At 70.7% G+C, this 21,477-nt stretch carries 18 protein-coding genes; 15 read left to right on the top strand and 3 right to left on the bottom strand.

The genetic code is table 11. The features are described from left to right. Positions 1 to 13 precede the first annotated feature (13 nt). From ACLJQE_RS01315 to ACLJQE_RS01295, 5 genes are all read left to right on the top strand, one after another. Positions 14 to 916, top strand: a complete 903-nt coding sequence (locus ACLJQE_RS01315; RefSeq protein WP_410637062.1) for a GNAT family N-acetyltransferase — start codon at positions 14 to 16, stop codon at positions 914 to 916. 96 nt (positions 917 to 1,012) lie between these two features. Further along, positions 1,013 to 1,438 carry a hypothetical protein gene (locus ACLJQE_RS01310; protein ID WP_410637061.1) on the top strand — a complete coding sequence of 142 codons (426 nt, stop codon included), beginning with the start codon at positions 1,013 to 1,015 and terminating at the stop codon, positions 1,436 to 1,438. 31 nt (positions 1,439 to 1,469) lie between these two features. Further along, on the top strand, positions 1,470 to 3,089 hold the full coding sequence (gene boxC, locus ACLJQE_RS01305; RefSeq protein WP_410637060.1) for a 2,3-epoxybenzoyl-CoA dihydrolase: 1,620 nt from the start codon (positions 1,470 to 1,472) through the stop codon (positions 3,087 to 3,089). Between the two features lie 5 nt (positions 3,090 to 3,094). Next, a complete protein-coding gene (gene boxB, locus ACLJQE_RS01300; RefSeq protein WP_410637059.1) occupies positions 3,095 to 4,516 on the top strand; it encodes a benzoyl-CoA 2,3-epoxidase subunit BoxB in 1,422 nt (473 codons plus the stop codon). 8 nt (positions 4,517 to 4,524) lie between these two features. Continuing rightward, complete coding sequence (locus tag ACLJQE_RS01295) at positions 4,525 to 6,069, top strand: benzoate-CoA ligase family protein (RefSeq protein WP_410637058.1); 1,545 nt, start codon at positions 4,525 to 4,527, stop codon at positions 6,067 to 6,069. A 19-nt stretch (positions 6,070 to 6,088) separates the two neighbouring features. On the opposite strand, the gene ACLJQE_RS01290 is transcribed toward ACLJQE_RS01295, so the two are convergent. Together ACLJQE_RS01290 and ACLJQE_RS01285 are read right to left on the bottom strand one after the other, a co-directional pair. Further along, complete coding sequence (locus ACLJQE_RS01290) at positions 6,089 to 6,250, bottom strand: hypothetical protein (protein WP_410637057.1); 162 nt, start codon at positions 6,248 to 6,250, stop codon at positions 6,089 to 6,091. A gap of 24 nt (positions 6,251 to 6,274) precedes the next feature. Then, on the bottom strand, positions 6,275 to 6,721 hold the full coding sequence (locus ACLJQE_RS01285) for a MarR family winged helix-turn-helix transcriptional regulator (protein ID WP_410637056.1): 447 nt from the start codon (positions 6,719 to 6,721) through the stop codon (positions 6,275 to 6,277). 100 nt (positions 6,722 to 6,821) lie between these two features. Here ACLJQE_RS01285 and ACLJQE_RS01280 point away from each other — a divergent pair, with 100 nt between their 5' ends. Together ACLJQE_RS01280 and ACLJQE_RS01275 are read left to right on the top strand one after the other, a co-directional pair. Continuing rightward, a complete protein-coding gene (locus tag ACLJQE_RS01280; RefSeq protein ID WP_410637055.1) occupies positions 6,822 to 7,961 on the top strand; it encodes a dipeptidase in 1,140 nt (379 codons plus the stop codon). 46 nt (positions 7,962 to 8,007) lie between these two features. Then, positions 8,008 to 8,418 carry a lipopolysaccharide assembly LapA domain-containing protein gene (locus ACLJQE_RS01275; RefSeq protein ID WP_410637054.1) on the top strand — a complete coding sequence of 137 codons (411 nt, stop codon included), beginning with the start codon at positions 8,008 to 8,010 and terminating at the stop codon, positions 8,416 to 8,418. A 98-nt stretch (positions 8,419 to 8,516) separates the two neighbouring features. Here ACLJQE_RS01275 and ACLJQE_RS01270 read toward each other — a convergent pair whose 3' ends face one another. Continuing rightward, positions 8,517 to 9,338, bottom strand: a complete 822-nt coding sequence (locus ACLJQE_RS01270) for a maleylpyruvate isomerase family mycothiol-dependent enzyme (protein WP_410637053.1) — start codon at positions 9,336 to 9,338, stop codon at positions 8,517 to 8,519. Between the two features lie 81 nt (positions 9,339 to 9,419). Between ACLJQE_RS01270 and ACLJQE_RS01265 the strand changes: the two genes are divergently transcribed. The 8 genes from ACLJQE_RS01265 (at position 9,420) to ACLJQE_RS01230 (ending at position 21,255) form a co-directional block, all read left to right on the top strand. Next, positions 9,420 to 10,217, top strand: coding sequence for an Abi-alpha family protein (locus ACLJQE_RS01265; protein ID WP_410637052.1), 798 nt, complete (start codon positions 9,420 to 9,422; stop codon positions 10,215 to 10,217). A 5-nt stretch (positions 10,218 to 10,222) separates the two neighbouring features. Beyond that, the gene (locus tag ACLJQE_RS01260) at positions 10,223 to 11,458 is read left to right on the top strand and encodes a DUF445 domain-containing protein (RefSeq protein WP_410637051.1); all 1,236 of its coding nucleotides are present in this window, start codon (positions 10,223 to 10,225) and stop codon (positions 11,456 to 11,458) included. Positions 11,459 to 11,586: 128 nt separating this feature from the next. After that, positions 11,587 to 14,646, top strand: coding sequence for a patatin-like protein (locus tag ACLJQE_RS01255; RefSeq protein WP_410637050.1), 3,060 nt, complete (start codon positions 11,587 to 11,589; stop codon positions 14,644 to 14,646). A gap of 179 nt (positions 14,647 to 14,825) precedes the next feature. Beyond that, positions 14,826 to 15,380, top strand: a complete 555-nt coding sequence (gene ectA / locus ACLJQE_RS01250) for a diaminobutyrate acetyltransferase (RefSeq protein WP_410638273.1) — start codon at positions 14,826 to 14,828, stop codon at positions 15,378 to 15,380. Between the two features lie 13 nt (positions 15,381 to 15,393). Beyond that, complete coding sequence (ectB, locus tag ACLJQE_RS01245; RefSeq protein ID WP_410637049.1) at positions 15,394 to 16,647, top strand: diaminobutyrate--2-oxoglutarate transaminase; 1,254 nt, start codon at positions 15,394 to 15,396, stop codon at positions 16,645 to 16,647. A gap of 11 nt (positions 16,648 to 16,658) precedes the next feature. Beyond that, positions 16,659 to 17,051: an ectoine synthase gene (locus tag ACLJQE_RS01240; protein ID WP_003071625.1), complete on the top strand. Its 393-nt coding sequence runs from the start codon at positions 16,659 to 16,661 to the stop codon at positions 17,049 to 17,051. Between the two features lie 31 nt (positions 17,052 to 17,082). Continuing rightward, on the top strand, positions 17,083 to 17,985 hold the full coding sequence (gene thpD / locus ACLJQE_RS01235) for an ectoine hydroxylase (RefSeq protein ID WP_410637048.1): 903 nt from the start codon (positions 17,083 to 17,085) through the stop codon (positions 17,983 to 17,985). Between the two features lie 462 nt (positions 17,986 to 18,447). Further along, positions 18,448 to 21,255, top strand: a complete 2,808-nt coding sequence (locus ACLJQE_RS01230) for a BTAD domain-containing putative transcriptional regulator (RefSeq protein ID WP_410637047.1) — start codon at positions 18,448 to 18,450, stop codon at positions 21,253 to 21,255. Positions 21,256 to 21,477 lie beyond the last annotated feature (222 nt).

Raw genomic sequence — 21,477 nt, 5'->3', positions numbered from 1 at the left:
CGGAAGGATTTCCATGACCGAACTGGTCATCCGCCCGCTCGAAGCGGGCGAAGAAGCACTGTTCACCTCCCTGCCCGACCGCGGCCTCGTCGGCCGCAAGCTGCTCGGCGACGACTTCGCCGAGATGGCGAAGAGGGGCGAATACCCGCCCGAGCGGATCTGGGTCGCGCTGCGCGACGACGTCGTCGTGGCCCGGGCCGCCTGGTGGGCCAAGGCCGGCGACAAGGACCCGATCGCCTTGGACTGGTTCGACTTCACCGACTTCGACGCGGCCGTCGAGCTGCTGAAGACGGCGCCGCTGCGCACGGAGTACGCGCTGCACACGCCGCCGGCGTGGCAGGACGATCCGGACGTCGCGGCCGAGGTCAACGGCCGGGTCGAGGCGGCCGAGCAGGCGGGCTACCGCAAGCTCGTCGAGCGCTACCGCTTCCGCTGGACCCCGGAAAACGGCCTGCCGGAGAAGCCCGGACGGCTCGAGTTCCGGCCGGAGCCGGACGACGACGTCATCCTCGAGGTCTTCAAGCGCGTGCACGTCGACAGCCTCGACGCGCACGCGCGGAAGACCGTCGAGGAGCAGGGCCTCGACGCGGCTGCGCAGGAGGACCTCGACCTGATGAAGTGGATGCCGGCGCCGCGCGACTGGTGGCGGCTGGCGTACACGCCCGAAGGCGAGCTGGTCGGCCTCGTCCTGCCGAGCCGCAATGCCTACGACCCGGTGGTCGGCTACGTGGCCGTGGTGCCGGAGCACCGCGGCCGCGGCTACGCCTATGACCTCCTGGTCGAGGCCACGCACGACCTCGTCGGCTACGGCGCGGACCGGATCGTCGCGGGCACCGACGTCGGCAACGTCCCGATGGCCAAGGCCTTTGCCAAGGCGGGTTACCCGGTGGCTCAGCACCGCATCGACTTCGTCTGATCGTCAGCTTTCACGTGAAAGCTCCACGCGGAGCTTTCACGTGAAAGCTCGGCGCGGTACCGTCGCTAGAGCGATCTATCAAGTCAGGGGGGCGTGGTGGACAAGGGACTGACGCCGCTTCGCGTGATCCTCGGCTTTTCGCTGCTCAGCACGACGATCCACTACGCGCACAACGCCATCCGATACGGGGACTATCCGCAGCTGCCGGGGATCTCGCCGCTGGTCGGGGGCATCGTTGTTGCCGTCACCTGGGTGCTGCTCACGACGTTCGGCTGGCTCGGCTACCGCGCGTACACGCAGGAGCGGTACCACCGGGCGCTGGGGTTCCTCCTGGTCTACTCCCTGGCCGGGATGGTCACCCTGGGCCACTTCCTGACCGGCGTCCCGCAGATCCCGGCGTTCTGGTTCGCGACGATCTTCACCGACGCCGCGGCCGGGCTGGCCCTGTGGGTGTTCCTCACCTGGGCCTGGGCCACGCGCAACCGGGTGACCACCCGAGAGCAAGTTTCTACACAACATTGACGCTCGTCTGGGTCATGTAGACACTCGAGGGGTGACCACCACCACACCGGTTGCCTTCGACCGTCGTCCGGACGAGTACCGCCACTGGCGCCTGCGGACCGAGGGGGAGGTGGCCTGGCTCGAGCTGGACGTCGACGAGCAGGGCGGGCTGGTCCCGGGGTACGAGCTCAAGCTCAACTCCTACGACCTGGGTGTCGACATCGAGCTCTACGACGCCACGCAGCGGCTGCGGTTCGAGCACCCCGAGGTCCGCGTGGTCATCGTGACCAGCGCGAAGGAGAAGGTGTTCTGCGCCGGCGCGAACATCCGCATGCTCGCCGCGTCGGAGCACCACTGGAAGGTCAACTTCTGCAAGTTCACCAACGAGACCCGCAACGGCATGGAGGACGCCACCGAGCACTCCGGCCAGACCTACGTGGCCGCGGTGAACGGCACCTGCGCCGGCGGTGGCTACGAAATCGCGCTGGCCTGCGAAAAGATCTTCCTGATCGACGACAACTCCTCGACCGTCGCGCTGCCGGAGGTGCCGCTGCTCGGCGTGCTGCCCGGCACCGGCGGCCTCACCCGGGTCGTCGACAAGCGGCGTGTGCGCCGTGACCTCGCCGACGTCTTCGCCACCCGCCCGGACGGCGTCAAGGGCAAGACGGCGGTCGACTGGCGCCTGGTCGACGAACTGGTGCCCCGCCAGGACTTTCGCGGGAAGGTGCTCGAGAAGGCGCGGGAACTCGCCCGTGAGTCGGAGAAGCGAGCGGAGCACGGCATCGAGCTGACCCCGCTCCGGCATCGCTTTGTCGACATCGACGTCACCAAGGACCAGGCCACGATCACCGTCAAGGGACCCGAGAACGACCCCGGTGACCTGCACGAAGAGGGCGCGGACGGCTGGTTCCTCGCCATGACCCGCGAGCTCGACGACGCCATCCTGCGGCTGCGCACCAACGAGGTCGAAGCCGGGACGTGGATCCTGCGGACCCAGGGCGACCCCGCGAAGGTCCGGGCGCACGAGCAGGCCGTCCTCGGCGAAAAGGACTGGCTCGCCAACGAGATCACGCACTACTTCAAGCGCACGCTCAAGCGGCTCGACGTCACCAGCCGCAGCCTGATCGCGCTCATCGAACCGGGCAGCTGCTTCACCGGCGCGCTGCTGGAACTCGCGCTGGCCGCGGACCGCCAGTACATCCTGGACGGCCCGCCGATCGACAACGAGCACAGTCTCCTACGTGCGGCCATCCAGCTGACCGACGCCAACTTCGGTGCCTTCCCGATGGGCAACGGCCTGACCCGCCTCCAAGCGCGCTTCTACGGCGACGACGACCACCTCGCCTGGCTCGCACGCGAGAAGAACCGCGAGCTCAGCCCGGCCGAAGCCCTCGAACTCGGTCTGGTCACCGACGCCCCGGACGACCTCGACTGGGAGGACGAGATCCGGATCGCCCTCGAGGGCCGCGCGTCGCTGTCCCCGGACGCGCTCACCGGAATGGAAGCCAACCACCGGTTCGTCGGTCCCGAGACCATCGAGACCAAGATCTTCGGCCGGCTGGCGGCTTGGCAGAACTGGATTTTCACCCGGCCGAACGCATCCGGTCCGGAAGGCGCGCTGCGCCGCTACGGTACGGGACAGAAGGCCGTCTTCGACAGGAAGCGGGTCTAGCGCAGATGCCCGAGAAAATCGACTACGACGCCAAGATCCCGAACAACGTCAACCTCTCCGAGGACCGCAGGCTGCAGCGGGCCCTGGAGGGCTGGCAGCCGAAGTTCATGCACTGGTGGAGCGAGATGGGGCCGACGCTCGAGACCCAGGGCGTCTACCTGCGCACCGCCGTCAGCGTCGGCCGCGAAGGCTGGGCGCACTTCGACCACGTCAACGTCCCCGACTACCGCTGGGGCATCTTCCTCGCCGAGCGCGACCCCGACCGGCGGATCGCCTTCGGGGAGCACCAGGGCGAGCCGGTGTGGCAGCAGGTGCCCGGCGAGTACCGCGCCGACCTGCAGCGGCTGATCGTCATCCAGGGTGACACCGAGCCGGCGTCGGTCGAGCAGCAGAAACTCCTCGGTCTCACGGCGCCGAGCCTGTACGACCTGCGGAACCTGTTCCAGGTCAACGTCGAAGAAGGCCGTCACCTGTGGGCGATGGTCTACCTGCTGCACGCCTACTTCGGCCGCGAAGGCCGTGACGAGGCCGAAGGGCTGCTGCTGCGCAACTCCGGCAGCCCGGACGCGCCCCGCATCCTCGGCGCGTTCAACGAGGAAACCGCCGACTGGCTGGCGTTCTACATGTTCACCTACTTCACCGACCGGGACGGGAAGTACCAGCTCGGCACGCTCAAGGAGAGCTCCTTCGACCCGCTCTCGCGCACCTGCGAGTTCATGCTGAAGGAAGAAGCGCACCACATGATGGTCGGCACCACCGGTGTCGACCGCGTGGTGACCCGCAGCGCCGAGCTGATCCGCGCGCACGACACCCACGACATCGGCCCGCACGGCGGCATCCCGCTGACCCTGATCCAGAAGTACATCAACTTCCACTACACCGTGTCCCTGGACCTGTTCGGCAGCGAGACGTCGACGAACGCGGCGAACTACTACACGGCCGGGCTCAAGGGCCGCTGGCAGGAAACCCGCCGCAAGGACGACCACAAGCTCACCGAGGACGCCCGCACGCTGGACCGGCCGAACGGCGACGGCACCTGGACCACCGAGGAGATGCAGGCGATCCTGCTGCTCAACCTCGACCTGCGCAGCGAGTACGTGGCCGACTGCCAGACCGGCGTGAAGCGCTGGAACAGGATCCTCGCCGACGCCGGCATCGACTTCACGTTCCGCCTGCCGCACCCTGGCTTCAACCGCGAGGTGGGCATAAACTCCGGCCACCACGTCACTCCCGACGGCACCATCGTCGACGAGGCGACCTGGGAGGCAGGCAAGCGCAAGTGGCTGCCCACGACCGAAGACCTCACGTTCGTCCGTTCGCTGATGCGCCCGGTGTACGAGCGGGGGAAGATCGCGAGCTGGGTTGCGCCGCCGCGGCAGGGCATCAACGGGAAACCCATCGACTACGAGTACGTGTACCTCACGTAGGAGGCCTGGTGGCGACAGGGTTCAATGCCGCGGAGTACCTGCTCTCGGCCGGGCACCCGGACGCGACCGCGGTCGTGTCGCCCGGGCGCACCCTCACCTACGCCGAACTCGCGGAGGAGTCCCGGCGCGTGGCCGGCGGGCTGGCCGGGCTCGGCGTGCGGCCCGAAGAGCGGGTCATGTTCTGCATGGTCGACGACGTCGAGCTGCTCACCGGCATCCTCGGCGCGATGCTGGCCGGCGCGGTCGCCGTGCCGGTGTCGACCATGGTGACCGGGCCGGAGCTGGGCCAGGTGCTGGCCGACTCGCGGGCGCGCGTGCTGTGCGTGTCCGGGGAGTTCGCCGGGCAGGCGGCGACCGCTCTGGAGCGGGCCCCCGAGGTCACCGACGTCGTGCTCGACCGCTGCGACGGGACCGGATTCGGCGTCCGGACGCACGACTGGCCGTCGCTGTCGGGAGCGTTTCCCAGCGGCCGGACGTGGGCGGATTCGCCCGCGTTGTGGCTGTACACGTCGGGGACGACCGGGCAGCCCAAGGGCGCGATGCACCGGCACGCGAGCATCCGCGCGGTCTGCGAGACCTACGCGCGCGGCGTGCTGGGAACGACGCGCGAGGACCGGTTCCTGTCCGTGCCGAAGCTGTTCTTCGCCTACGGGCTGGGAAACTCGTGCTTCTTCCCGCTCGCCGCGGGCGGCACGACGCTGCTGGAGCCGTCGCGGCCGACGCCGGCGTTGTTCGCGCGACGCGCTCGCGAGGAGCGGCCGTCACTGTTCTTCGCGGTCCCGACGTTCTACGCGGCGTTGCTCGCCAGCGACGTCCCGGACGACTCGTTTTCTTCGGTGCGGTACGCGGTTTCGGCGGGTGAGCCGCTGCCCGCGTCGCTGTTCGAACGGTTCCGCGCCCGCTTCGGGCTGGAGATCCTCGACGGCATCGGGTCGACCGAAGCACTGCACATCTTCCTGTCGAACCAGCCGGGGTCGGTGCGGCCGGGCAGCACCGGCGTTCCGGTGCCCGGGTATTCCGTGCAGATCCGCGACGAAACCGGGGCCGTGCTCGACACGCCCGGCCGGCCGGGCGAGCTGTTCGTGGCCGGGCCCTCGACGGCGACCGGGTACTGGGCCCGCTACGACACGACGAAGCTCGTCTTCCAGGGCGAGTGGCTGCGGACCGGCGACAGCTACGTCCGGAACGAGGACGGGACGTACAGCTGTCTCGGCCGGTTCGGGGACATGCTGAAGGCGGGCGGGATCTGGGTGTCACCGTCCGAAGTGGAGGAACGGCTGCGGCAGCACCCGGCGGTGGCCGAGGTCGCGGTCGTCGCCGCGCCGGACGCCGACGGCCTCGACAAACCGGTCGCGTGCGTGGTTCCCGCACCCGGGTTCGCGGTGGAACCGGCCGAGCTGATCGACTTCTGCCGTGAGGGCCTGGCGGCGTTCAAGCGCCCGCGCGGCGTGGTCGAACTGACAGAGCTGCCGAAGACGGCGACCGGCAAGATCCGCCGCAACGTGATCCGCGAGCTGGTCCGCGACTCGCTGCGGACGGTGCCCAGCCCGTGATCGACGGGCACTTCGTGGGTCAGCGCATGACCTCGTGCAGGCAGAGCACGTTGCCTTCGGAGTCGGTGAACCAGGCCGCCCGCTCGTTGCCCAGCTGGGCGATGTGGTCCACCGTCTTCAGGCCTTCCAGCTCGAAGTCCTGGAACCGCACCCCGCGGTCTTCGAGGGCTCGCCCGCACACGCATCGGGCGTGACCTCGACTTTTTCAACGGTCGGTGTTGAACGCGCGGAGCGTCCGCATTGCTTCGGCGAGTGCCGGGGCGTCTTCGCCGAGCGGGGTCAGCACGATCCGGCGCAGGATGTTCGCCGCCGCCGCACGGGCGTTGTTCGCGACCTCCAGGCCGTGGTCGGTCAGGGACGCGAACGTGACGCGGCGGTCGTCGGGGCTGGGGATCCGGCAGATCAGGTCGGCCGCCACCAGGCGGTCCGCCACCTTCGTGAACCCGCCGCTGGAGAGGGCCGCCTCCGTGGCCAGGCGGGTCATCGGCATCCGGTGCTCGGGCGAGCGCACGAGCCGCAGCAGGATGTCGAACGACGCGGGCGCGAGCCCGAAGCGGTCGGCGATCTCGCCCATCAGCCTGTCCTGGGTGGCCAGGTAACCCTCGATGACCAGGCCCCACCAGGTGACGATCTCGTCGTCGTCGGTGTCCACGGGACGCACTCTACCGCAACACCTCGCCGGATTATTTCTTTCGAGAAAGATGTCAGCCTGTTTGTACGAAGCGTATACCGCACGTCCCTACGATCGGCCGATGACTAACGAGGCACTACAGCGTGCTACCAAACTGCTGGACGCCGTCATCCTCGCCGATGGGCACAACGACCTGCCGTGGGAGCTGCGGCAGCACGGTGGCCCGAACCCGGTCGAGGCGGTCGCGTCCCTCGACCTGACCGTGCGGCAGCCCGCTTTGCACACGGACTTCCCGAAGCTCGCCGACGGGAAGCTCGGCATGCAGTTCTGGTCGGTGTACGTGCCCTGTGAGTTCGAAGGCCACAGTGCCGTGACCGCCGTTCTGGAACAGGTGGAGGTCGTCCACCAGCTGGTCGAGCGCTACCCCGACCGGCTCCGGCTGGTCACCACCGCGGACGAGGCCGAGGCCGCGTTCGCCGACGGCCGGATCGCGTCGCTGCTCGGTGCCGAAGGCGGGCACAGCATCGCCGAGTCGATCGGCGTGCTGCGGATCCTGCGCCGGCTCGGCGTCCGCTACATGACGCTGACGCACAACTTCAACACCAGCTGGGCCGACGCGGGCACCGACGAGCCGCTCCACGGCGGTCTCACCGAGTTCGGCCGCGACGTCGTGCGCGAGATGAACAAGATCGGGATGATGGTCGACCTGTCGCACGTCGCGCCGTCGACGATGCGGGCGGCGATCGAGGTCAGCTCGGTGCCGGTGATCTTCAGCCACTCCTCCTGCATCGCGGTGAACGACCACCCCCGCAACATCCCCGACGACGTACTGGCGAAGCTGCCCGGCAACGGCGGCGTCGCGATGATCACCTTCGTGCCCGCCTTCGTATCGCCGAAGGTCGCCGCCTGGAACGAGCAGCTCGAGGCCGCGATGGCCGGCGCCGGGCTGGAGTACCGGAACCTGAGCCTGCGCGGGAAGTTCGTCCAGGAGTGGGACGGTCCGCCGAAGCCGCTGGCCACCGTCGAGGACGTCGTCGCGCACGTCGAGCACGCCCGCGAGGTGGCCGGCATCGACCACATCGGCCTGGGCGGCGACTACGACGGCGTCGGCTCGCTGCCGGAGGGGCTGGAGGACACGTCCAAGTACCCGGTGTTGTTCGCCGCCCTGCTCGAGCGCGGGTGGAGTGAGGACGACTGCGCGAAACTGGCCGGCCGGAACACCCTCCGCGTCCTGCGGGAGGTTGACGGTTTCGCCCGTTAGGGGGTTTGAGCCAGCGCTCCCCGTGTGCCGGACGGACACTGGGCACATGACGCACGCGCGCGGGGGCGCGGCCGACCGCCCCACCGGTCCCACCCACCACGACCTGCCCGACGGCGCACTGGAACCCGCCGAGCTGCGAGCCGGCGACGTCCGGCCGGGCGCGGAGGAGGTGACGCCGGTGCAGCCGGCGCCGGCCAAACCGGCGGGCAAGGCCCGGCCGACGCGGATCAGCGGCACCTGGGTCGCGGTCATCGCCGGCCTGCTCGTCCTCGTCGTGCTGCTGATCTTCATCCTGCAGAACCTCGCTCCGGCGACGGTCCGCTTCTTCGGCGCGGAAGGCAACATGCCGCTGGCCATCGCCATGCTGTTCTCGGCGATCGGCGGGGCGGTGCTGGTCGCGCTGATCGGCGGGGCCCGCATCCTGCAGCTGCGAAAGCAGGCCCGCCGCCACCGCTAGCGGGGCACTTTCCCTATGAAAGTGCCCCCTCCGAGCTTTCCCGCGGAAGCCATCCGGAGTTACGGTCTCCGGAACACTTTCATAGGGAAAGTGGCGGCTCAGGCGATGATCGACGTCATTCCGAGGACGAGCGCGCAAACGCTTTCGTCGCCGGTTGTGCGCACGTGGTCGAGGTTGGGCGCGTTGTGGGTGCAGAGCCGCCAGAACGTGTCCAGGTCCGTCGTCACGGTGGCCAGTGGCGTCCGCGACGGCGGTGCGCCGCGGTCCAGGACCCAGCCGTCGCGTTCGCGGCGCGCGTGCCACTTGCCCTGGCCGGTCACCGTGTAGCCGACCTGCTTGCCGACGCGGGCGTCGACGTCACGCAGGGTGTGCGGCAGCGCCCGGATGAACGTGTCCGCGATCGGCTCGGCGTACTCCGCCTCCAGCGGCGTGTGCTCCAGGGCCTCGCGGATCTGCACGTGGTGGACCCAGAACTCCGAGTAGTCGCGGGCCGCGTCGAGCCAGCGCGGCGCGGGTTCGCCGCCGGCCCAGCTGACCGGCTCGCCGAGGACGTCGAGGTCCAGCTTCGCCCAGTACTCGGTCGTCTGGCCCATGAACTCGTACAGCATGGTGAGCAGGACGTCCGTCGAGAGGCGGCGGCACGCGACGACCCACTCCTCGTTGATCCGGTCGATGAACCGGGGGAACGGCTCACCCGGACGGGGGCCTTCGGACGCGTGCCCGTCCCGGCCGCGGGACAGCCGGCCGACCTTGTCACCCAGCAGGTGGGCGGCGACGTCCTTGACCGTCCAGCCCGCGCACATCGTCGGCCGGGTCCAGTCCTCGTCGGTGAGCGCGCCGAGCAGCGTCATCAGCGCCTGCTCTTCCTGGGAGAAGTACGGGAGGACGTCGATCGGCGGGCCCCAGCGCGTCGGACTCATGGGTGCATCCAACAGGAACGTCACACCTCCATTCGGCCTACTCGCAGGTAGCATCAGCGCGTAAGCGGAGGGAGCAGGTCTGTGAACGCAGAGCGACCGAACGGCCGGGGTGCCGCCGACGACGTGGCCGATCTGGCCCGCCGCGCCGGTCAGCTGGCGGGCTGGGCCGCGCGCACCGGCATCGCGCTCGGCCGCAAGCTGCCCGGCGTCGAGACCGCCGAACGCGGCGTGCGCGAAGTCGAGCGCCAGCTGCTGACCGAGCTCAGGCGCCGGCTCGACGAGGTCGACGACCCGTACCACGCGGCACTCACCGCGGCGTCGGCGATGAACCGCCCGGCCGCCGTCGAAGCCGCCGTCACCCTCGTGCCGGTGCGCGACAACAACGCCGAGCCGCTGCGCGCGGCGATGGCCGAGCTGCTCAACCACTCCATCGGCTTCGGCCGCGAGCGCGCCCGCGAGTACTTCTACGCGATCATCCTGCGCCAGCTCACCCCGGACGAGGCCCGCATCCTGTCCGCGCTGTCCGACGGCTCGCCGTTCCCCGCCGTCGACGTCGTCGAGCGGACCGGCCTCGGCGGCAACGGCCGGGTCGTGCTGCGCAACGCCTCGACGGTCGGCAAGGCGGCCGGGGTGTCGCTGCCCGACCAGGTGCCCGGCTACGTCACCCGGCTGATCGGGCTCGGCCTGGTCGACCTCGACGAAGAAGTGCCGTCGCTGGAGACGCAGTACGAGATCCTGCTGACCGACGAGACGGTGCGCGAGGCGGAGAAGCACGTCCGGCGCGCGAAGTTCGTCCGGCGGACGATCCACGTCTCGCGCCTCGGCGCGCAGTTCTGGCAGGCCTGCGACCCCGCGGCTCGACCACCCGGCCTCGGCTGACCCGGATGGGGCCGTTCCTCGCCGGCGTCGTCGCCGACTTCGCGCGGCACTGGCCCCTCTACGTCTCGATCCCGGTCGTCGCGGCGCTGATCGGCTACGGCACGAAGCTCGTCGCGATCCGGATGATGTTCCAGCCGGTCGAGTTCATCGGCATCAAGCCGTTCCTGGGCTGGCAGGGCATCGTGCCGAAGCGCGCCGCGCGGATGGCGAGCATCGCCTGCGACACGATGACCGAGCAGCTGATCAAGCCGGCCGAGGTGGTGGCGCGGCTGGACGCGTCCCGCATCGCGAAGGAGATCGAGAAACCGCTGCTGGCGGGCGTCGAGGACATCGTGCGCGAGGTGGCGGGGCACTACCGGCCGGGGCTGTGGGAGTCGCTGCCGGTCCGCGTGCAGCGGCTGGTGATCGAGCGCGTCCAGCACGAGTCGCCGCGGATGGTCGCGGCGGTGCTCGACCTGATCAAGTCCGATGTGGACAGCGTGTTCGACCTGAAGGGCATGGTGGTCACCAGCCTGGTCAAGGACAAGCGGCTGCTGAACCGGCTCTTCCAGGAGGCGGGCGCGCAGGAGTTCAAGTTCATCGCGCGGTCGGGCCTGGTGTTCGGCGGCGCGATCGGCGTGGTCCAGATGGTGGCGTGGATGCTGTTCAAGTTCCCGCCGATCATGCCGTTGTTCGGCCTGTTCACCGGCTGGTTCACGGACTGGCTGGCGCTGCGGATGATCTTCTACCCGATCGAACCGCGCAAGTACTTCGGCGTCACCTGGCAGGGCCTGTTCCTGAAGCGGCGGGCCGAGGTCGCGGAGGCGTATGGGTCGTTGATCGCGAAGGAGATCATCACCCCGCACAACGTCATCGAGGCGATCCTGCACGGGCCGCTGTCGGACCGGGTGCTGGCGCTGATCCAGCGGCAGCTGGACCTGGAGCTGGGCCGCCGGGTGAAGCCGCTGCTGGTGTTCGCCGTCGGCAGCCGCAAGTACCAGGACATGAAGCTGGCGATCTCGTCCCAGATCATGTCCCGCCTCCCGGAGACGATGCGGTACATCGAGGACTACGCGACCGACGCGATGGACATCCGCAACGTGCTGGTGTCGAAGATGAAGCAGCTGCCGCCGAAGGAGTTCGAGCGGCTGCTGAGGCCGGCGTTCGAGCAGGACGAGTGGATCCTGATCGCGACGGGCGCGGTGCTGGGCTTCGCGGTCGGGGAGGCCCAGGTGCTGGTCCTGGAGCACCTGGCGGCGTAGTTCGCGGCTCGCCGGGGGGCCAGGTGGGCGAACAAGTCCACCCGAACGGCCGTACCCGCGGACGTATCCCCGTCGTCACCTTTCGCCTCTAATCTGCGTCAGGAAGACCGATTCGCCGGGAGACTCCCATGGCCGAGACCGCGGAACCGTGGCAGCAGGAAATCCGGCTCGCGATGACCATGGTCGGCGGGGCGAGCCTGGCCATCTGGATGGGCGGGGTCGCCACCGAGACGTCGCAGCTGCTGCGGGAGTCGCGCCGGGACGCCCCGGCCGGGCTCTACCGGAAGCTGCTCGACGTCCTGCGGGCGAGCGTCTCGATCGACGTCCTCACCGGGACCAGCGCCGGCGGGATCAACGCCGCCTGCCTCGGCCTGGCCGAGGCCTTCGGCTCCACGCCGCAGGTCCTGCGCGACACCTGGATCACCACCGGCTCGCTGGAAAACCTCGTGCGGGACGCGAAAGAAGCGCAGCCGCGGTCGGTGCTCGACGGGGACCGCGTGCTGCTCGGGGACGTCGAGCGCGCGCTGCGGCGGATCACCGCCGAAGGCACCCCGCCGAAGGACGAGCCCGACATCACCGTGCTGCTCACCGGGACCATGATCGACGGCGAGACCACCCGGTTCGACGACGCGCTCGGGAACCTGGTGCGGGACACCGAACACCGGATGCTCTTCCGGTTCTGTGGTCCACTGTGGACGGTCGGGGTGGAGGGGCCGCTCGCGCTGGCGGCCCGCTCCACCGCGTCCTTCCCCGGCGCGTTCGAGCTGTCGCGGATGCCGATCGGCACCGGCGGCACCGACCGGCTGCACCCCGACATGACGCCGTACACCGAGCTGACCCGCTCGCACTGGCTGACCGACGGCGGTGTGCTGCTCAACAAGCCGCTGCGGCCCGCGCTGCGCGAAATCTTCGAGCGCAGCTCGCACGCCGACGTCCGGCGGCTGCTGCTCTACGTCGTGCCGACCGGGGAACGCGGAACCGAAGCCGCCGGCTGTGATCCGGCGGACCCGCCGTTGCTGTCGAACGCGATGGCCAAGGTCGTCAACACCGTGATGAGCCAGTCGATCAGCGCCGAGCTGGACGACCTGACCCGCCACAACGACGCCGTGCTCCGCGCGCGCGACACCCGCGTCTCGCTGGCCGCGATGGGCCTGCGTGGTGGCCCCGGATGCCTGGTCGACGCGCGGATCGCCGCCGCGTACCTCGAGCGGCGGACCGCCGAGGACGCCGCCGAGCTGGTGCGGGCCGCCGCCCGCCGGTACGCGGTCTCCGAGGCGGGCACCCCGGACCGCGACTGGGCGTCCGGGATGTCGCGGCAGCTGCGCGCGATCGCCGTGACCGGGCTGAGCAGCGGCGTCCCCACCGGGCCGCCCGCCGCCGGCCTGGCGGTGACGGACCTGGTCGGCTACCGGACGACCGCGCTCGACGACGCCGTCGCGACCGGCCTGCAGCTGATCAACGCCGGGTTCCGGCTCCGGCCGGACGCCGCCCGCGCGGGGACGCTCAACGACGCGCGCGCCCGGCTGCACGCGGCGCGCCGGACCGCCGGCCGCGGGGTGCGGCTGGCGCAGTGGGTGGCCGCGCACCCCGGTCCCGGCGCGAGCAGCACCCTCGAGGGGTGGATCCGCGAGCTCGCCGAGGAGTGGGCCGGGCTGGGCCGCTCGGCCGCCGTCGCCGAGGCGTGGCCGGAGGTCGTCGCCGGCCTGCGGGCGGCCGCGCCGACGTTGCGCGCCCTCGCCGACGCCGCGCCCGAGCGGGCCGGCACCGTCACGACGCTGCTGAACTGGCTGGCACTCGGGCCGGTCGCGGCGGGCGGCGACGACGTCGTCCAGGCGCGGTTGGCCACCCTGCACGTGGCGACGCGCGGACTGCTCGCGCAGGCGCCGTCGGTGGACCAGCGGGTCGACCTCGTGCAGGTCAGCGCCGATTCGCGGACGCTGCTGGACATGACGCGGCGCCGGTCGTGGGACAAGCTGACCGGGATGCAGGCGAGCTGCTTCGGCGCGTTCTACAAGGCGTCGTGGCGGGCCAGCGACTGGATGTGGGGACGCGTCGACGGTGCGGGCTGGCTGGTCCAGTGCCTGCTCGACCCGGTCCGCCTGGAGACGCTGCGTGACGTCGTCGGGCCCGAGCGGTTCCGCGACGAGCTCGTCGCCGCGCTCAAGACCACCTGGCGCAAGCCGGACGAGCGCGACCGGTGCACCCCGGCCGAAATCGGGCAGCTGCGCGACCAGCTGACGGCCGAGCTGGCGTTCCTCGGGCTCGACGCCGACCTGGAACCGGTCGCGTTCGGCGACCGCCGCCCGGTCAGCCTCCCGGTGACGGCCATGGCGCTCGCCCGGGCGCGGCAGGCCGAAATCGCCGCGGAGGAGCTCCCGGTCGTCACGCTGGCGTCGCGCTACGACGCCGACGACCGCCCGGGCATCGGGAAGGCACTGGCCGAAGACCGGCCCGAGGTGGCCGTCGACGCCGCGCAGGCCCGGTTCCAGGCCTGCCGCGTCTCGACCGAGAAGCTCGCCGGGGAGCAGGGCACCGCGCGGCTGACCCGGACGCTCGTCGCGCTCGGCGCCGCCACGGTCAACGCCGGGACGGTCGCGTTCCGGCTGCCCGGCGGCTGGCCGCAGACGGTCGCGGGCCTGCTGCGGACAGTCGCCAGGAGCACGGCGAGGGTCTCGCAGGGCGCGTCACGGCTCGGCACGACGCGGTCGCTCGCGGCGGGCGTGCTGGCGCTGCTGGCCGGGCTGGTGATCGGCAACGACGGCGGCGCGGTCCTGCAGTGGATCGGCCTCCCGGTCCTCGCCGGCGCGGCCGTCTACCTCGTCACGGCGCTGCTCACGACGGGCAGAACCGCGCGCCGGCTGTTCGCGGCGCTCGGGGCACTGGTCGTGGCGGCGCTGCTGCTGGCCGCGTTCCTGCCGCCGCTCGCCCGGCCGTTCTTCGGCTGGCTCGGTGACGTCGTGGCCGGCTGGCGCCGCGGCGAGGGCGCGGTGTGGTGGCTGCTGGTCGCCGGGCTGCTCGTCCTGCCCGCGGTCGTGACGCCGGTGAGCGCGCTCCGGCGCCGCCTCGGCCACCGCCGCGCCCGGAACCGGGAGGCGAAGAGCGTCGTGCTCGAAGTGGCCGGGAGTCCGCCGCGGAAGAGGACGCCGAAGCCCACTGCCGTGGGCACCCGGACACCGAGTTCGCGCTGAGCGATTCGGCCCGTCGCCTTGCGATCATCGCCGGTTGGGTTCATGGTGCGGGGTAGGTCACGGGCCATGAGTCCGCGCCCCAGGCGCGCTTGTGCCCAGGCGACGGCCGGCCCAAACACGTTTGTGTGACTGCTCACCGGGTACCTCGCGTCCCCGCAGGTCATCGCGGGGGTCGTGAGCTGCGTCGCTGGCAGGCGGAAAATTCTCTGTTACGTTTCCTGAGTATGTCCGTAACGCACTTGATCGAATCCCCGACCAAGGCGGACGGCGCGGAGCTTTGGCGAATCGCGCGTGATTCCGCCAAGCTCGATCTCAACTCGCCGTACGCATACATGCTGTGGTGCCGTGATTTCGCCGAGACATCGGTGGTCGCGCGCGAGGACGGCAGAGCGGTCGGATTCGTCATCGCCTACCGCAGGCCGGACGAGCCCGAGGCAGCGCTCGTCTGGCAGGTCGCGGTCGACGCGTCCCAACGCGGAAAGGGCCTGGCCGGGGCCCTGCTCGACGCGCTGTACACGCGTCTGGTCGGCGAGGGGGTGCGTTACCTCGAGACCACCATCACCCCGGACAACGAGGCGTCCATCCGGCTGTTCACTTCGTTCGCGAAGCGGTGGAACGCCGCCATGGAAACCAGTGTGCTGTTCGGCGGCGAGGATTTCCCCGACGCCGGGCACCTGCCGGAAGAGCTTTACCGCATCGGCCCGCTGACCACGCCGACGAATCCGGGCGATTAGGAGAAACAAACACATGAGCATCTTCGAAGAGCTCGAATCCGAAGTACGCAGCTACAGCCGCGGCTGGCCGGTCGTCTTCGACCGCGCGCAGGGCAGCTGGCTCCACGACGAAAGCGGAAAGCCCTATCTGGACTTCTTCGCCGGGGCCGGCGCGCTGAACTACGGGCACAACAACCCGCAGCTGAAGCAGGCGCTGATCGACTACATCCAGCGCGACGGCGTCACCCACGCCCTCGACATGTTCACCGTGGCCAAGCGCGACTTCCTGCAGACCTTCCGCGACAAGGTCCTCGACCCGCGCGGGCTCGGCTACAAGGTCGTGTTCCCCGGGCCGGGTGGCGCGAACGCCGTCGAGGCCGCGCTGAAGCTGGCGCGCAAGGTGACCGGCCGGGAGTCGGTCATCAACTTCACCAACGCCTTCCACGGCATGACGCTCGGCGCGTTGTCGGTCACCGGCAACTCGATGAAGCGCGGCGGCGCCGGTGTCCCGCTGGTGCACGCCACCCCGATGCCGTACGACAAGTACTTCGACGGCGCGATGCCGGACTTCCTCTACTTCGAGAAGCTCCTGCAGGACTCCGGCAGCGGGCTCAACGAGCCGGCCGCGGTGATCGTCGAAGGCGTGCAGGGCGAGGGCGGCATCAACGCCGCGCGCCTGGAGTGGCTGAAGGGTCTCGACGACCTCTGCAAGCGCCACAACATCCTGCTGATCCTCGACGACGTCCAGATGGGCTGCGGCCGCACCGGCCCGTTCTTCAGCTTCGAGGACGCCGGGATCACGCCGGACATCGTCTGCCTGTCGAAGTCCATCAGCGGCTACGGCATCCCGATGGCGCTGACGCTCATCAAGCCGGAGCTCGACGTCTGGGAGCCGGGTGAGCACAACGGCACCTTCCGCGGGATCAGCCCCGCGTTCGTCACCGCCAAGGAAGCGATCGACGTCTACTGGAGCGACGACGAGCTCGAGAAGTCGACGAAGGCGAAGGGCGAGCGCATCGCGAGTGCGTTCAGCGGCATCGTCGAGGCCTACCCGGAAGCGAACCTGTTCGCCAAGGGCCGCGGCCTGGCGCGCGGCATCGAGTTCGCGAACGGCGACCTGGCCGGGCGGGTCTGCGCCGAGGCGTTCGCCCGCGGCCTGCTGATGGAGACCTCCGGCCCCGACGGCGAAGTCATGAAGCTGCTGCCGCCGCTGACGCTGACCGACGACGAGCTGACGCAGGGCCTGTCGATCATCGACGAGTCCGTCAAGGCCGTCCTGACCAAGTAAGGAGTACGCCTGTGCTCGTGCGCACCCTCGACGAGATCACCGACACCGACGCCGACATCAAGACCGAGAACTGGCGCAGCAAGCGGATCATCCTCGCGAAGGAGGGCGTCGGCTTCTCGGTGCACGAGACCACGCTCTACGCGGGGACGGTCAACGACTTCTGGTACGCCAACCACATCGAGGCCGTGTTCATCACCTCCGGTGAGGGCGAGATCGAGGACCTGGCCACCGGCAAGGTCTACGAACTCAAGCCCGGCACGCTCTACCTGCTCAACGACCACGACAAGCACCAGGTCCGGCCGAAGACCGAGATCAAGTGCGTGTGCGTGTTCAACCCTCCGGTGACCGGCCGGGAGGTGCACGACGAAAACGGCGTGTACCCGCTGATCACCGAGGACGCGTAAAACACCGGAGAGGAAACAGGAGGCGAAGCCCGTGACGCTGATGGACACCCGGGTCGACGACACTTACCCGACCCGGATCACCGGTACGCCGGCCCATCTGCCGCGCGTGCACCCCACGGTGTGGGGTACCGAAGCCGACGGCCCGATCGACGCCGCCACGCTGGCGAACCACGAGACCAAGGGTTACACCGTGGTCGACGACATGCTCTCCGTCGGGGAGGTCCAGACGTACTGGCAGGAGCTGGTGCGGCTGTCCTCCGACGCGGGGCTCGCCCGCGACGAGCGCGTGATCACCGAGGCGAAGACCGGTGAAGTCCGGTCGATCTTCGACGTCCACGAGATTTCGGACCTGATCGCCGAGCTGGTGCGCGACCCGCGCGTGCTGGACCGGGCCCGGCAGCTGCTCGGCTCCGAGGTGTACATCCACCAGAGCCGCGTCAACTACATGCCCGGCTTCAAGGGCACCGGGTTCTACTGGCACTCGGACTTCGAAACCTGGCACGCGGAGGACGGCATGCCGTCGCCGCGCGCGGTCAGCTGCTCCATCGCGCTGACCGACAACTACCCGTTCAACGGCGGCCTGATGATCATGCCGGGCTCGCACCGGACGTTCGTCCAGTGCGCCGGCGAAACGCCGGACGAGAACTACAAGAGCTCGCTCAAGGCCCAGCGGGTGGGCGTGCCGGGCGAGGACGACATCACGAAGATGGCGGCCGAGTACGGCATCGACCAGTTCACCGGCCAGGCGGGCTCGGCGCTGTGGTTCGACTCGAACATCATGCACGGCTCCGGCAACAACATCACCCCGTACCCGCGCTCGAACATCTTCCTGGTGTTCAACAGCGTGGAGAACGCGTTGCAGGAGCCGCTCGCGGCGAGCGCACCGCGGCCCGCCTTCATCGCCGGCCGGGACTCGACGCCGATCACGCGCTGACATACCGGAGCCCCGAAAGAAGTTGAGTCACACCGGGCTGATCACCGGCGGGGCCCCCGCCGGTGACCGGCCCGGTGCACCCTGTTACCGTGTCGCCACCGCGCGGGTGTGTGGCCCGTGCAACACGTCTTCGCGGACGACCGGCGGCGGGTGCTTCGCTCGGGGTGAGCTCACCTGCCCGGTTGCCCACGGTGGCGGACGGGCGGACCGGCCCCCTGGCGGCCCGGCCGGAAGTTCCAGCAGAGCCCCGCACCACCGGATCGGGACCGGTGGTGCGGGGCTCTGTCATTCCGGCGTCAATCGCAGGCCCGCCGGACCCCGGCTGCGGAATCCGCACTGTCACGAAACGTCCTGGTCCCGGCCCGGTGAGGCGGTATTCGGCAGCCGGCGATCACGGTAGGTTGACTTTTCCGGCGGGGGCGACGCCGGGACACCGTGGACCACGGGGAGGTGGGCGCGCGCATGGCCCAGACCCGGCTCCAGCTGCTCGGGCCCGTTCAGCTCTTCCACGACGGCCGGCCCGTCCCGATCGGCGGACCCGCGGTCCGCGGCCTGCTCGCGCTGCTGGCGCTGAAGCCCGGCAAGGTCGTCGGGCTCGACGAGATCATCGACGCCCTGTGGGGCCACGACCCGCCGGCGACCGCCCGGACCATCGTCCACGGCAACGTCTCCCACCTGCGGCGGGTCCTGCGCGACCTGGACGGCCCGCGCATCCTCACCACCCCGCCGGGTTACCGGCTGGACGTCGATCCCGACCGGATCGACGTCCACCGGGCGCGCACGCTGCTGGACCGCGCCTCGGTGGCCACCCCGGAGGTCGCCGCCGCGCTGCTCGCCGAGGCACTCGCGCTCTGGCAGGGCCCGGTGCTGGGCGGGGTGCCCGACTCCCTGCGGGCCCCCGAGCTGGACGACCTCCGCCGCGCCGTGCACGGCGCCCGCGTCGACGCCGACCTCGAACTCGGCCGGCACGCGGAACTGATCGTCGAGCTCAGCCCGATCGTCCGGGCCGATCCGCTGGCCGAGCGGACCGCGGGGCAGCTGATGCGGGCGCTGTACCACGCGGGCCGCCGCGGCGACGCGCTCGAGCTGTACCGGACCGTCTCCCGCGCGACGCTGCGCACCCTCGGCGTCGAGCCCGGAGCCGAGCTGCGCTGGCTGCACGAGCGCGTCCTCAACGACGACCTCCGGGCAGTTTCACGTGAAAGTGCCCACCTGCGACCGGCACTTTCACGTGAAAGTGCCGGTAGTGCGCCTTCGCAGCTGCCGGCGGCGGTGCCCAGCCTCGCCGGGCGCGACGACGACCTGGCCTGGCTCGACGGCCTGGTGACCAGGGCCGAAGCGGGGCAGACGACGATCGCCGTGGTCACCGGCACCGCCGGGATCGGCAAGAGCACGCTGGTCGTGTGGTGGGCGCACCGCGTCGCGCCGCGGTTCCCGGACGGCGTCCTGTTCGCGTCGCTGCGCGGCTTCGACCCGCACCACCCACCGCTGGAACCGGCCGAGCTGCTCACCCAGTTCCTGCTCGGCCTCGGCGTCGAAACCGAGAAGATCCCGGAGCTGCTGCACGAGCGCGTCGCCCTCTACCGGTCGCTCATCGCCGGACGGCGGATGCTGGTGCTGCTCGACGACGCCCGCACCGCCGAGCAGGTGCGCCCGCTGCTGCCGCCGAGCGCGCGGACGATGACGGTGGTGACCAGCCGCTCGCGCCTCGACGGGCTCGCCGTGTCGAACGCGGCCAAGCAGCGCGTGCTCGGCACGCTCGCGCCCGACGACGCGGTGGCGCTCATCGAGGAGCTGGCCGGCCCGGCGAGCCTCAACCACGCCCTCGCGCGGCTCTGCGGCTACCTCCCGCTGGCGCTGCGGATCGCGGGCGCGCGGCTCTCGGCGAGCGCCCAGCGGACGGCGGAGGAGCTCGTCGACGAGCTCGGCAACGAACGCACCCGGCTCGCCGGTCTGCAGGTCGACGGCGCCGACGACAGCGTCCGCGCGGCGTTCGACGTCTCCTTCCGCGGCCTGCCCGGCGAAGTGGCCGAGACGTTCCTGCAGCTGGGGGCGGTCCCCGGCGTGCCGGCCGGGCCGCACGTGATGGCCGCGGTCGCGCACATCACCGTGGCCGAGGCCCGGCGGCGGCTGCGTGCGCTGGCCGCGCACAACCTCATCGCCGAGACCGAGCGCGACGTCTTCGTGCCCCACGACCTCGTCTGGCTGTACCTGCGGGAGCTCGCGGAACAGGAACTCGGCGACAAGGAGCGCGACGAAGCGCTCGGCTGGACGATCCGCTACTACCAGGCGGTGGCCGACCGGGCGCGGCGCCGGCTGGGCCGGGTCGCCGACCCGCTCGACTTCTCGCGCGTGCTCGCCGACGACGCGATGCCGCCGCTGCCCGGCGCCGCCGAGGCCCGCGACTGGTTCGCGGCCGAGTGGCCGAACCTCTTGGCCGTGCTCGACGCCGCGTACGCCGCGGGCCGCCACGACGACGTCTGGCGGCTGGCCCGGCTGGCGCACACCTACCGCGTCGCGTGCCCGCTGCTGGACGAGTGGACGCGGATGGCCGACCTCGGCGTCGCCGCCGCCGAAGCCGCGGGCGACGTCGCGGGGCAGTGCTGGCTGCTGCTGGCGCGGTGCGAGATCGCGTTGACCTTCGAGCTGCCGGGGTTCGGGCTCGCCGACGCCGAACGGGCAGCTGAGCTGTCCGCAGCCTCCGCAGCCTCCGCAGCCTCCGCAGTCTCCGCCGCCTCCGCCGCCTCGGCCGACCAGCGGCTGCGGACGTCGGTGGACCTGCACCTCGGGCGTGCGCTGAGCCGGCTCGGCGAACACGAGCAGGCCATCGAGCGGCTGGCCGCGGCGATCGCGAACGCGCCCGACGTCACCCTGCGCGGGCAGGCGCTGAGCAGCTGCGCGCAGGCGGAGAAGCGGGCGGGCCGGCTGTCCGACGCGATTGCCCACCAGCGCGCCGGCCTGCGGATCGACCGCGAACTGGGCGACGACGACCAGGTCGTCGTCTCGCTGGACAAGCTGGCCGAGCTGAGCCTGCGGGCCGGGGACCACGAGGCGGCCGAGCGGTACGTCTGGGAGGCGATCGACCTGGCGATCAGCCGCGAGTTCGTCGCGCGGGAAGGCGCACTGCGGCTGACGCTGGGCCGGGTGCTGCGGGCCCGTGGCGACATCGACGGCGCGCGTGAACAACTGGCGTTGTCCGTGCGCATTTACGAGCGCGTGCACCCGAAGCTCGTCGGTGAGGTCCGCACGGAACTCGCCGATCTGCAGTGAACCCTTTCCGGCGCTTTTCGGCCCGCGGCGGCCGGGATCGACGGCGGGAATTTCGTTGCGAATGGGTCACGACCCCGCCCGCGCGCTGAATCCTTAGTGGATTCTTAGTGGGCGCGGGCGCTGTCCGCGTAGGTTCGGCGGTGCCGGCAGAGCCCTAGGGGAGGGGCAGGCGGAGAAGCCGGTGCCAGGCCCCGTGCGGGAAACCGCGCCGGGGCCCGGAGC

Source organism: Amycolatopsis sp. lyj-346 (genome assembly GCF_046548975.1).
GTDB lineage: Bacteria > Actinomycetota > Actinomycetes > Mycobacteriales > Pseudonocardiaceae > Amycolatopsis.
Note: the sequence above shows the minus strand (reverse complement) of the source record. Positions and strands in the feature narration are given on the sequence as shown.

Excerpts from the sequence above, each read along its gene's own strand:
- ACLJQE_RS01275 (WP_410637054.1), top strand. The coding sequence starts at position 8,008 with ATGACGCACGCGCGCGGGGGCGCGGCCGACCGCCCCACCGGTCCCACC.
- boxB (WP_410637059.1), top strand. The coding sequence starts at position 3,095 with ATGCCCGAGAAAATCGACTACGACGCCAAGATCCCGAACAACGTCAAC.
- ectB (WP_410637049.1), top strand. The coding sequence starts at position 15,394 with ATGAGCATCTTCGAAGAGCTCGAATCCGAAGTACGCAGCTACAGCCGC.
- ACLJQE_RS01315 (WP_410637062.1), top strand. The coding sequence starts at position 14 with ATGACCGAACTGGTCATCCGCCCGCTCGAAGCGGGCGAAGAAGCACTG.
- ACLJQE_RS01230 (WP_410637047.1), top strand. The coding sequence starts at position 18,448 with ATGGCCCAGACCCGGCTCCAGCTGCTCGGGCCCGTTCAGCTCTTCCAC.
- ACLJQE_RS01260 (WP_410637051.1), top strand. The coding sequence starts at position 10,223 with ATGGGGCCGTTCCTCGCCGGCGTCGTCGCCGACTTCGCGCGGCACTGG.
- ACLJQE_RS01270 (WP_410637053.1), bottom strand. The coding sequence starts at position 9,338 with ATGAGTCCGACGCGCTGGGGCCCGCCGATCGACGTCCTCCCGTACTTC.
- ACLJQE_RS01280 (WP_410637055.1), top strand. The coding sequence starts at position 6,822 with ATGACTAACGAGGCACTACAGCGTGCTACCAAACTGCTGGACGCCGTC.
- ACLJQE_RS01255 (WP_410637050.1), top strand. The coding sequence starts at position 11,587 with ATGGCCGAGACCGCGGAACCGTGGCAGCAGGAAATCCGGCTCGCGATG.